Source organism: Streptococcus taonis (genome assembly GCF_029948085.1).
GTDB lineage: Bacteria > Bacillota > Bacilli > Lactobacillales > Streptococcaceae > Streptococcus > Streptococcus taonis.
Genome location: NZ_JARZZP010000002.1, coordinates 1 through 11,776, shown reverse-complemented (window position 1 = coordinate 11,776; position 11,776 = coordinate 1). Strand labels below are relative to the sequence as shown.

General features: G+C 41.2%; 12 protein-coding genes and 1 pseudogene. 12 read left to right on the top strand and 1 reads right to left on the bottom strand.

The window, feature by feature from the left end; genetic code table 11:
- Positions 1-32: 32 nt before the first annotated feature.
- The 12 genes from tpiA (at position 33) to whiA (ending at position 10,990) form a co-directional block, all read left to right on the top strand.
- On the top strand, positions 33-791 hold the full coding sequence (tpiA, locus tag QEZ38_RS00950) for a triose-phosphate isomerase (RefSeq protein WP_045763546.1): 759 nt from the start codon (positions 33-35) through the stop codon (positions 789-791).
- Between the two features lie 124 nt (positions 792-915).
- The gene (locus QEZ38_RS00945; RefSeq protein ID WP_281334713.1) at positions 916-2,652 is read left to right on the top strand and encodes an ABC transporter ATP-binding protein; all 1,737 of its coding nucleotides are present in this window, start codon (positions 916-918) and stop codon (positions 2,650-2,652) included.
- A 10-nt stretch (positions 2,653-2,662) separates the two neighbouring features.
- Entirely contained in the window at positions 2,663-4,444 is a 1,782-nt protein-coding gene (locus QEZ38_RS00940; RefSeq protein ID WP_281334712.1) for an ABC transporter ATP-binding protein, read from the top strand.
- 149 nt (positions 4,445-4,593) lie between these two features.
- Positions 4,594-5,112 carry a Dps family protein gene (locus tag QEZ38_RS00935; RefSeq protein ID WP_281334711.1) on the top strand — a complete coding sequence of 173 codons (519 nt, stop codon included), beginning with the start codon at positions 4,594-4,596 and terminating at the stop codon, positions 5,110-5,112.
- A gap of 127 nt (positions 5,113-5,239) precedes the next feature.
- Entirely contained in the window at positions 5,240-5,746 is a 507-nt protein-coding gene (locus QEZ38_RS00930) for a dihydrofolate reductase (protein WP_281334710.1), read from the top strand.
- Positions 5,746-5,916, top strand: a complete 171-nt coding sequence (locus QEZ38_RS00925) for a hypothetical protein (RefSeq protein WP_000442255.1) — start codon at positions 5,746-5,748, stop codon at positions 5,914-5,916. Before QEZ38_RS00930 ends, QEZ38_RS00925 begins: the two co-directional genes overlap by 1 nt.
- Before the next feature lie 31 nt (positions 5,917-5,947).
- Positions 5,948-7,180 (top strand): ATP-dependent Clp protease ATP-binding subunit ClpX, encoded by a 1,233-nt coding sequence (gene clpX / locus QEZ38_RS00920; protein ID WP_006145154.1) that lies wholly within the window; start codon positions 5,948-5,950, stop codon positions 7,178-7,180.
- 8 nt (positions 7,181-7,188) lie between these two features.
- The gene (yihA, locus tag QEZ38_RS00915) at positions 7,189-7,776 is read left to right on the top strand and encodes a ribosome biogenesis GTP-binding protein YihA/YsxC (RefSeq protein ID WP_006148034.1); all 588 of its coding nucleotides are present in this window, start codon (positions 7,189-7,191) and stop codon (positions 7,774-7,776) included.
- Between the two features lie 9 nt (positions 7,777-7,785).
- The gene (locus tag QEZ38_RS00910; RefSeq protein ID WP_001140424.1) at positions 7,786-8,166 is read left to right on the top strand and encodes a RidA family protein; all 381 of its coding nucleotides are present in this window, start codon (positions 7,786-7,788) and stop codon (positions 8,164-8,166) included.
- A gap of 51 nt (positions 8,167-8,217) precedes the next feature.
- A complete protein-coding gene (gene rapZ, locus QEZ38_RS00905) occupies positions 8,218-9,108 on the top strand; it encodes an RNase adapter RapZ (protein ID WP_281334709.1) in 891 nt (296 codons plus the stop codon).
- Positions 9,105-10,082, top strand: a complete 978-nt coding sequence (locus QEZ38_RS00900) for a YvcK family protein (RefSeq protein WP_281334708.1) — start codon at positions 9,105-9,107, stop codon at positions 10,080-10,082. Before rapZ ends, QEZ38_RS00900 begins: the two co-directional genes overlap by 4 nt.
- Positions 10,079-10,990, top strand: coding sequence for a DNA-binding protein WhiA (gene whiA / locus QEZ38_RS00895; RefSeq protein ID WP_281334707.1), 912 nt, complete (start codon positions 10,079-10,081; stop codon positions 10,988-10,990). The genes QEZ38_RS00900 and whiA overlap by 4 nt, the downstream gene beginning before the upstream one ends.
- Positions 10,991-11,061: 71 nt before the next feature.
- Here whiA and QEZ38_RS00890 read toward each other — a convergent pair.
- A pseudogene (locus QEZ38_RS00890) lies at positions 11,062-11,776 on the bottom strand (transposase); the annotation flags it as partial.

The following is an 11,776-nucleotide window of genomic DNA, read 5'->3' as shown; positions in this document are numbered from 1 at the left end:
TAGAAAATAAAATGAAAAAAGAGGTATGTGAAATGTCACGTAAACCATTTATCGCTGGTAACTGGAAAATGAACAAAAACCCAGAAGAAGCAAAAGCATTCGTTGAAGCTGTAGCATCAAAACTTCCTTCATCAGACCTTGTTGAAGCAGGTATCGCAGCTCCTGCTCTTGACTTGACAACTGTTCTTGCTGCTGCTAAAGGTTCAAATCTTAAAGTTGCTGCTCAAAACTGCTACTTTGAAAATGCAGGTGCTTTCACTGGTGAAACTAGCCCACAAGTTTTGAAAGAAATCGGTACTGACTACGTTGTTATCGGTCACTCAGAACGCCGTGACTACTTCCACGAAACAGACGAAGACATCAACAAGAAAGCAAAAGCAATCTTTGCTAACGGTATGCTTCCAATCATCTGTTGTGGTGAAAGTCTTGAAACTTACGAAGCTGGTAAAGCAGCAGAATTCGTAGGTGCTCAAGTTTCAGCTGCTCTTGCTGGATTGACTGCAGAACAAGTCGCTTCAACAGTTATCGCATACGAGCCAATCTGGGCTATCGGTACTGGTAAATCAGCTTCACAAGACGACGCACAAAAAATGTGTAAAGTTGTTCGTGACGTTGTAGCTGCTGACTTCGGTCAAGAAGTAGCTGACAAAGTACGTGTTCAATACGGTGGTTCAGTTAAACCTGAAAACGTTGCTGAATACATGGCTTGTCCAGACGTTGACGGAGCTCTTGTTGGTGGTGCATCCCTTGATCCAGAAAGCTTCTTGGCATTGCTTGACTTTGTAAAATAGTCTTTAAATATCTGAGACAGACAGTTCCCTCTCTTGAGGTTTTGGCTGCCTGTCTTCTTTTTAGTAAAATGGCGTGCGAAAGCACGCTCTTTTCTGCATTTTAGAAGAAAAAGAAAGGAGAATTATGCTGTATATTTGGTCTTATCTCAAACGCTATCCCAAGTGGTTAGTGTTAGACTTTCTCGGGGCAATTTTCTTTGTCATTGTCAATCTAGGTTTACCAACAGTTTTGGCCCGCATGATTGACCAGGGAATCAACCAAGGTGACCAGGATAAACTCTATTTTTGGGCCGTAATCATGTTGGTTATTATCGTCTTGGGAACATTTGGACGGGTTGTTCTGGCTTATGCTGCTAGTAAATTGACCACCAATATGGTTAAGGATATGCGGGATGATGTCTATGCTAAGCTGCAAGAGTACTCTCATCATGAGTACGAGCAAATTGGTGTGTCTTCACTAGTCACTCGTATTACCAGTGATGCCTTTGTCCTCATGCAGTTTGCGGAACAAACGCTTAAGTTGGGTGTTATCACTCCTATGATGATGCTGTCGAGTATTCTCATGATTTTCTTGACGAGTCCTTCACTGGCCTGGATCGTCGCTTTTTCCGTTCCTTTTCTAGCTGTTGTAGTCATTTATGTGGCGGTAAAAACGCGTCCCTTATCTGAAAAGCAACAGAAAACACTGGATAAGATTAACCAGTATGTCCGTGAAAATTTGATGGGGCTACGAGTGATTCGTGCCTTTGCTCGTGAAGACTTCCAAGAAAACCGTTTCGAAGAGAAAAATGCAATCTATGCGGATAATTCGAATCGCTTGTTTAAATTAACTGGTTTGACGGAACCACTATTTGTGCAAATCATTATCGCTATGATTGTGGCTATCGTTTGGTTTGCTTTGGATCCTCTCAAACAGGGAAGTTTGCAGATTGGGGATTTGGTAGCCTTCATCGAGTATAGTTTCCATGCTCTCTTGTCCTTCCTTTTCTTGTCAAACCTCTTTACCATGTATCCACGTACTGCTGTATCTAGCGAGCGTTTGAAGGAAATCATGGACATGCCTATTTCCATTGATCCAAACGAGGATGGAGTTCAAGAAACAGAAACACATGGTTACTTAGAATTTGATAATGTAACCTTTGCCTATCCTGGTGAAACAGAAAGTCCTGTCTTACACAACATTTCCTTTACTGCTAAACCGGGAGAAACCATTGCATTTATCGGTTCAACTGGGTCAGGTAAGTCTACTCTAGTTCAATTGATTCCTCGTTTCTACGATGTTACGCTAGGTAAAATCAAGGTCGATGGTGTTGATGTCAGAGATTATCGACTCAAATCTCTCCGTCAGAAGATTGGATTTATTCCACAAAAGGCCTTGCTTTTTACTGGGACTATCGCAGACAATCTCCGTTACGGGAAAGAGGATGCCAGTCATGAGGACTTGCACCAAGCAGCTGATGTAGCCCAAGCCAAAGACTTTATTGAAAGTCGAGAAGAAGGTTTTGCGACTCATCTAGCTGAAGGGGGAAGTAACCTATCAGGTGGTCAGAAACAACGTTTGTCGATTGCACGCGCAGTCATCAAGGGTCCGGACATCTACATCTTTGACGATTCTTTCTCAGCCTTGGACTACCGTACAGATGCTATTTTGCGCCGTCGTCTCAAGGAAGTGACGCAAGATGCTACGGTATTGATTGTCGCTCAACGTGTTGGAACTATCATGGATGCTGACCAGATTATCGTCCTTGATAAGGGTGAAATCGTTGGTCGTGGCCGTCATGAGGAATTGATGGAAACCAATGACATCTATCGAGAAATTGCTGAGTCGCAGCTGAAAAATGCGTCTCTGACAGAAGAATAGGAGGTAAAGGATGAAACAACAATCTAGTCTAGCTCGTCTATGGACCTATTTAAAAGCCTACCGATTCTCTGTTTTCTTTGCAGTCTTCTTGAAAATAGTCAGCGTCATTATGAGTGTTATCGAGCCTTTTGTATTGGGGCTTGCTATCACAGAATTAACCAGCAATCTTCTTGCTATGGCAAATGGTGTTGCAGGAGCGGCTATCAATACCAGCTATATCGCAGTAATTCTAGTGATCTATCTCTTGCGTGGTCTTCTCTATGAGTTGGGGTCATATTATTCAAACTACTTTATGACCAATGCGGTGCAGTCCATGATACAGGATTTGCGAAATGAAATGAGCGAAAAAATCAATCGCATTCCTGTGTCCTACTTTGACAAGCACCAGTTTGGAGATTTATTAGGTCGTTTTACCAGTGACGTTGAAACTGTTTCAAATGCCCTTCAACAATCTTTCCTACAGATTGTCAATGCAGTCTTTACCATTCTTTTTGTTATGGGAATGGTCCTCTATTTAAATATTCAGTTAGCTATCATTGTTATCTTGTCGATTCCAGTGACTTATTTTGGAGCTAAAACGATTCTAAATCGCTCGCAACCATACTTTAAACAGCAGGCAGCCATTCTAGGTCGTATGAATGGATTTGTGCAGGAAAACTTGACAGGTTTCAATGTCCTCAAACTTTTTGGACGCGAAGAAAAATCTCAAGAGAGGTTTGAAAAGATTACGGATGAATTGCAACAAGTTGGATTCAAGGCTAGCTTTATTTCAGGTTTGATGATGCCTGCCCTTCATATCGTGTCTGATTTAACTTACTTAATTGTAGCTGTCTTAGGTGGTTTGCAAGTTATTGCAGGTCGCTTGACGATCGGTAATATGCAGGCTTTCGTTCAGTATGTGTGGCAGGTCAGTCAACCAATTCAAAACATCACTCAATTAGCTGGGCAAATGCAAAGTGCTAAGTCTTCGCTTGACCGTGTCTTTGAAGTTTTGGATGAACAAGAAGAAGTCCAAACTACAGAAGTAAAAGACTTGGCACCATTGACAGGTCAAGTTAGCTTCAAGAATGTCGATTTCCAATACGTGGAAAACAAACCATTGATTCGCAATTTCAACCTAGATGTTAAACCTGGAGAGATGGTAGCTATAGTTGGACCTACTGGAGCAGGTAAAACAACTTTGATTAACCTTCTTATGCGTTTTTACGATGTGACAGCTGGTGCCATTTTAGTGGATGGCCAAGATATTCGTGACCTGTCTCGTCAGGACTACCGTCGTCAGTTTGGGATGGTCCTACAGGATGCTTGGCTCTATGAGGGCAGTATCAAGGAAAATCTTCGCTTTGGAAATCTTGAGGCAACAGATGAGGAAATCGTCGAAGCGGCTAAGGCTGCCAATGTGGACCACTTTATTCGCACCCTTCCTGGTGGATACAATATGGAAATGAACCAAGAGTCAAGTAATATTTCTCTTGGTCAGAAACAGCTGTTAACTATTGCGCGTGCTCTCTTGGCTGATCCAAAAATCTTAATTTTGGACGAAGCGACCTCATCAGTCGATACTCGTTTAGAACTCTTGATTCAAAAGGCCATGAAACGTTTGATGAAGGGGAGAACAAGCTTTGTCATTGCCCATCGACTTTCGACAATTCAGGAAGCTGACAAAATTTTGGTACTTAAAGATGGACAGATAATCGAACAGGGAAATCATGAAAGTCTTTTGGCTGCAAAAGGTTTCTATTACGATCTTTATCAAAGTCAATTTTCTAGTAAAAACAGAGAAAATAGCTAGGGTAAATAGCCACTCATTTTCTTAAATTATCAGTCAATTACAACTTTTTTAATATGGGTTAATTTTCTTGCTTTTGTCTACTAGGTGTAGTATACTGAGGTAGTAATCAATAAATATGGTTACAAAAATAATATTATGAGGTGAGAAAAATGGTAGAATTGAAAAAAGATGCATTAAAAGACGTAACAACATTATCTAAGACAGCTCCTGAAACGCTAGTAAAAACGAAAGAAGTCTTGAATCAAGCCGTAGCTGACTTGTACGTAGCACATATCGCTCTTCATCAAGTACACTGGTACATGCGTGGTCGTGGTTTCCAAGTATGGCATCCTAAGATGGATGAATACATGGACAGTCTTGATGGTTACCTTGACGAAATCAGCGAACGCTTGATTACACTTGGTGGCAAACCATACTCTACTCTGACAGAGTTTCTTCAACACAGTGAAATCGAAGAAGAAGTTGGAGAGTTCCGCAACGTAGAAGAAAGTTTGGAACGTGTTCTTGAAATTTATCGTTACCTCATCACTCTTTTCCAAAAAGCTTTGGATGTAACAGATGAAGAAGGTGATGATGTAACCAATGATATCTTCGTTGGTGCTAAGGCAGACCTTGAAAAAACAGTCTGGATGCTTGCAGCAGAATTAGGACAAGCACCTGGTTTGTAAGATACTGTATTTTTCTAAAAATCCGTAGAAGTTTTCTACGGATTTTTTCTATTCAGGAGGGCATTCCAAAACAGTCTTTTTTGAAGATTTTTGATAAAATAGAACTATCAATGAAAAGGATGAAAGCATGACAAAGAAAATCGTAGCCATTTGGGCTCAAGATGAAAAGGGTGTAATCGGGAAAGAGGATCGTTTGCCTTGGCATTTGCCAGCAGAGTTAAAACATTTTAAAGAAACAACCTTGAATCATGCCATTTTAATGGGCCGTGTAACCTTTGATGGAATGGGACGACGATTGCTTCCAGGACGTGAAACCTTGATTTTGACGCGCAATCCCGAAGAGTCAATTGAAGGAGCACTGGTTTTCCAAAATGTTGAGGATGTTTTAGACTGGTATCATCATCAGGCTAAGAATCTCTATATCCTTGGTGGCAAGCAGATTTTTCAGCTTTTTGAACCTTATCTCGATGAGATTATTGTGACACAAATTCATGCTCAAGTTGAAGGGGATACCTATTTCCCAGAAGATTTTGACTTGACTGCTTTTGAGACTGTTGCAAGCAAATCTTATTCCAAAGATGAGAAAAATGTCTATGATTTTACCATCGAATATAGAAAGAGAAAGGAAGTCTAATGGAGCGCAGTATTTTTGGATTTTTTACAGCTCTTTTGTGTGCTGTCTGTCTTGTAGCTGGAACACACGCTTTTCGTAAAAAGCGCTTTGGACTTGCTACTCTGCTTTGGCTTAATGCTTTTACAAACTTGGTGAATAGCATTCATGCTTTTTATATGACCTTATTTTAGATAGAAAAATCATTTAGAACGGAAGGGAATCATGCCTACAAATAGGAAAAATGATATGATGGTTTATTGCTCATTTTGTGGCAAAAGCCAAGAAGAAGTTAAAAAAATAATCGCTGGGAACAACGCCTTTATCTGTAATGAATGTGTGGAGTTGGCCCAGGAAATTATTCGTGAGGAGTTGGCAGAGGAAGTCCTAGCAGACTTGTCTGAAGTACCAAAACCAATCGAACTCCTAAACATCTTGAACCACTATGTGATCGGTCAAGATCGTGCCAAACGTGCCTTGGCAGTGGCTGTATATAACCACTACAAACGCATCAATTTCCATGACACTCGTGAAGAGTCAGAAGATGTGGATTTGCAAAAGTCAAACATTTTGATGATTGGCCCAACTGGTTCAGGGAAGACTTTCCTTGCTCAAACTCTTGCTAGAAGTTTGAATGTACCTTTTGCCATTGCTGATGCAACAGCTCTTACTGAGGCTGGTTATGTCGGTGAGGACGTGGAAAATATCCTCCTCAAACTCTTGCAGGCAGCTGACTTTAATATCGAACGTGCAGAGCGTGGAATTATCTACGTAGACGAAATCGACAAGATTGCCAAGAAGAGCGAAAATGTTTCTATTACACGTGATGTTTCTGGTGAAGGTGTGCAACAAGCCCTCCTCAAGATTATCGAGGGAACTGTAGCTAGCGTACCACCTCAAGGCGGTCGCAAACATCCACAACAAGAAATGATTCAAGTGGACACTAAGAATATCCTCTTTATCGTGGGTGGTGCCTTCGATGGCATCGAAGAGATTGTCAAACAGCGTTTGGGAGAAAAAGTTATTGGTTTCGGACAAAACAACAAGGCTATTGACGAAAACAGCTCTTACATGCAAGAAATCATTGCAGAAGATATTCAAAAATTCGGTATTATTCCTGAGTTGATTGGTCGCTTGCCGGTATTTGCAGCCTTGGAGCAGTTGACTGTGGATGATTTGGTTCGCATCTTGAAGGAGCCAAGAAATGCCTTGGTCAAACAATACCAGACCTTGCTTTCTTATGATGATGTAGAACTTGAATTTGACGACGAAGCTCTCCAGGAAATTGCAAACAAAGCCATCGAACGCAAAACTGGTGCGCGTGGTCTTCGCTCAATTATTGAAGAAACCATGCTAGACGTTATGTTTGAGGTTCCAAGTCAAGAAAATGTGAAAACAGTTCGTATCACAAAAGAAGCAGTTGACGGAACGGCTAAACCAATCCTAGAGACAGCCTAGAGGTGACTATGGAAATCAATACACACAATGCTGAGATTTTGCTGAGTGCAGCCAACAAGTCCCACTATCCGCAGGATGAACTTCCTGAGATTGCTCTTGCAGGTCGCTCAAATGTTGGTAAATCAAGTTTTATCAATACCATGCTCAATCGTAAAAATCTAGCTCGTACCTCTGGAAAACCAGGAAAAACACAACTACTCAATTTCTTTAACATTGATGATAAGATGCGTTTTGTGGATGTGCCTGGTTATGGTTATGCCCGTGTTTCCAAAAAGGAACGCGAAAAATGGGGTCGTATGATTGAGGAGTACTTGACTACTCGAGAAAATCTTCGAGCGGTTGTTAGTCTTGTTGACCTTCGTCATGACCCGACAGCAGATGATGTGCAGATGTACGAATTTCTTAAGTATTATGAGATTCCTGTCATCATTGTGGCGACTAAGGCAGATAAGATTCCGCGTGGTAAATGGAATAAGCACGAATCAGCTATTAAAAAGAAATTAAACTTTGATCCAAGTGATGATTTTATCCTCTTTTCATCCGTAACAAAAGCAGGAATGGACCAAGCTTGGGATGCTATTTTAGAAAAATTGTGAGGAATACAAATGGCAAAAACAATTCATACAGATAAAGCTCCAAAGGCAATCGGACCTTACGTTCAAGGAAAAATCGTTGGCAACCTTTTGTTTGCTAGCGGTCAAGTTCCATTGTCTCCTGAAACTGGAGAAATCGTAGGAGAAACGATCCAAGAACAGACTGAACAAGTCTTGAAAAATATTGGAGCTATTTTAGCAGAGGCAGGAACGGATTTTGACCATGTTGTTAAAACAACTTGCTTTTTGAGTGATATGAACGACTTTGTACCTTTCAATGAGGTATACCAAACAGCCTTTAACAAGGAATTTCCAGCTCGTTCAGCTGTAGAAGTAGCTCGTCTTCCTCGCGATGTAAAAGTCGAAATTGAAGTCATCGCAGAGATTGGATAAGCGAGTTGAAGTTTGGTTCTTCCAAACTTCTTTTGATATAAGGAGACAATGATGACACAGAAACAACTTCACCTGGTGATTGTGACAGGGATGAGTGGTGCAGGAAAAACCGTAGCCATTCAATCCTTTGAAGATTTAGGATATTTTACCATTGATAATATGCCACCTGCCCTCTTACCAAAATTTTTACAGTTGGTTGAGACCAAGGATGATGACCACAAGTTGGCCCTAGTGGTGGATATGCGTAGTCGTTCTTTCTTCTCAGAGATTCAGGCTGTCTTGGATGAATTGGAAAATCAAGATGATTTGGACTTTAAAATCCTCTTTTTGGATGCAGCAGATAAGGAATTGGTGGCACGCTATAAGGAGACTAGAAGAAGTCACCCTCTGGCAGCAGATGGTCGTATCTTGGACGGAATTAAGCTGGAACGTGAACTCTTGGCACCCTTGAAAAATATGAGTCAAAACGTGGTTGACACAACAGAGTTAACTCCTCGTGAACTCCGTAAGACCATTGCAGAGCAGTTTTCAGACCAAGAACAGGCTCAGTCCTTCCGTATTGAGGTTATGTCTTTCGGGTTTAAATATGGCATTCCTATTGATGCTGACTTGGTATTTGATGTTCGTTTCCTCCCAAATCCTTACTATCTACCAGAACTTCGCAATCAGACAGGTGAAGACCAGGCCGTTTATGACTATGTTATGAATCATGAAGAATCTGAAGATTTCTACCGCCATTTGTTAGCCTTAATTGAACCAATTCTACCAGGTTATAAAAAAGAAGGAAAATCTGTTTTAACCATTGCAGTGGGTTGTACAGGTGGGCAACACCGAAGCGTTGCCTTCGCTAAACGATTAGCCAATGACTTGGCTAAAAATTGGCCAGTAAACGAAAGTCATCGTGATAAAGACCGCAGAAAGGAAACGGTAAACCGTTCATGAGAAAACCAAAAATTACGGTGATTGGTGGAGGAACTGGAATCCCTGTTATTTTAAAAAGTTTGCGGGAAAGAGATGTTGACATTGCAGCCATTGTAACTGTTGCTGATGATGGAGGTTCTTCAGGTGAACTGCGTAAAAATATGCAGCAGTTGACACCACCTGGAGATTTACGCAATGTGCTTGTTGCCATGTCAGATATGCCAAAGTTCTATGAAAAGGTTTTTCAATACCGCTTCTCGGAAGATGCAGGTGCCTTTGCTGGACATCCGCTAGGGAATATTCTCATAGCAGGGCTTTCTGAAATGCAGGGTTCAACCTATAACGCCATGCAATTGCTGAGTAAGTTTTTCCATACGACTGGAAAGATTTTCCCATCAAGTGACCATCCTTTGACACTCCATGCCGTCTTTAAAGATGGGACAGAAGTAGCTGGAGAAAGTCACATTGCAGACCATCCAGGTATGATTGACCATGTTTATGTCACCAACACTCTAGACGATGAGAAACCGCAGGCTAGCCGTCGAGTGGTGAATACCATTCTTGAGAGTGATATGATTGTCTTGGGCCCAGGTTCACTCTTTACTTCGATTTTGCCTAATATTGTTATTGAAGAAATTGGCCAGGCCCTTCTGGAAACCAAGGCTGAAATTGCCTATGTCTGCAACATCATGACCCAACGTGGAGAGACCGAGCATTTCACAGATAGTGATCACGTAGAAGTCTTGCATAGTCATTTGGGCCGTCCATTTATTGATACTGTCCTTGTTAACATCGAAAAGGTTCCGAGGGATTATATGGATACCAACCGATTTGATGAGTATTTAGTACAGGTTGAACATGATTTTGAAGGTTTGCGTCAGCAAGTCCCTCGTGTTATTTCATCTAATTTCTTACGCTTGGAAAATGGGGGAGCCTTCCACGATGGTGATTTAATCGTAGATGAGCTCATGCGCATTATACAGGTGAGAAAATGAGCTTCACAGTTGCAGTAAAAGAAGAAATTTTGGGTCAGCACCATCTGAGTCGCCACGAACTATCTGCCATTATTAAGATGTCTGGTAGTATTGGTTTATCGACTTCTGGCTTAACCCTGTCAGTTGTGACAGAAAATGCCAAGTTAGCCCGTCATCTCTATGAGTCTTTTTTGCACTTCTATGAGATTAAATCAGAAATTCGTCACCATCAGAGGAGTAATCTTCGTAAAAATCGAGTCTATACTGTTTTTACGGATGAGCGAGTTCAAGAACTACTCAGTGATTTGCACTTAGCAGACTCCTTCTTTGGACTAGAGACTGGTATTGCGCCTGAAATTCTGGCAGATGAGGAAGCGGGTCGTGCCTATCTCTGTGGAGCCTTTTTGGCGAATGGAAGTATTCGAGATCCAGACTCTGGTAAATACCAGCTTGAAATCAGCTCAGTCTATCTGGACCATGCCCAAGGGATCGCTGCGCTTCTTCAGCATTTCTTGTTGGATGCCAAGGTGATTGAACGAAAAAAAGGTGCAGTGACCTATCTTCAGCGTGCTGAGGATATCATGGATTTTCTCATAGTTATTGGAGCCATGCAGGCGCGTGATACTTTCGAAGGCATCAAAATTTTACGTGAAACCCGTAATGATCTCAATCGTGCTAATAATGCAGAGACGGCTAATATTGCTCGGACGGTTTCAGCGAGTATGAAAACCATCAACAATATCAGTAAAATCAAAGATAGAATTGGCTTGGATAATTTGCCAGCAGACTTGCAGGAAGTTGCCCGTCTGCGTATCCAGCATCCAGACTATTCTATTCAAAAGTTGGCAGATAGTCTGACCAATCCCTTAACCAAAAGTGGTGTCAATCATCGCCTGAGAAAGATCAACAAAATTGCAGATGAATTATAGCGATATAAAACAACCCCTTGAATTATCAATGTTTTCAGGCTCTTTGTCAACTGTAGTGGGTTGATGAAAAGTTATAACCTGGAGAGGACCAACATGGTTCTCTCCTTTTTGATGTTCAAAGCAATGAGGATTCTAGTTTTAAAGTTTTTAAAGTTCCGGAAGCCAAAAGCATTGCGCTTGATGACCTTAATGAGGTTATTAGTAGCCTCTAGTTTCGCGTTTGAGTAGGGCAGTTCCAGTGCGTTCATGATTTTGTCCTTGTCTTTCAAAAAGGTCTTAAAAACAGTTTGAAAAATAGGATTTACACAAGAAATCGTTTCTTCAATCAGTTCAAAGAAATGGTCTGTTTGTTTCTCTTGGAAATGAAACAGTAATAGTTGATAGAGATCGTAGTGCTGTCTAAGTTCTTGAGAGTATGCAAGGAGCTTTTCGAGAATCTCATTATTGGTCAAGTGTGAGCGAAAAGTAGGGCGATAAAAACGTCTATCACTAAGTTTACGGCTATCCTGTTGAATGAGTTTCCAGTAACGTTTTAATGCTTTATATTCGTGCGATTTACGATCAAAACGATTCATGATTTGGATGCGAAGACGATTCATAGCTCGACTGAGATGTTGGACAATGTGAAAGCGGTCGAGAACGATTTTAGCATTTGGGAGTGAAACAGTCTGGGGAACTGTTTCAGCCTGAGCCTTGAAATTCGCAAGCGAAGTTTTCTGGCAATATCGTAATAGGGACTAAACATATCCATTGTAATGACTTTCACGCGACTTCTCACCTGACTAG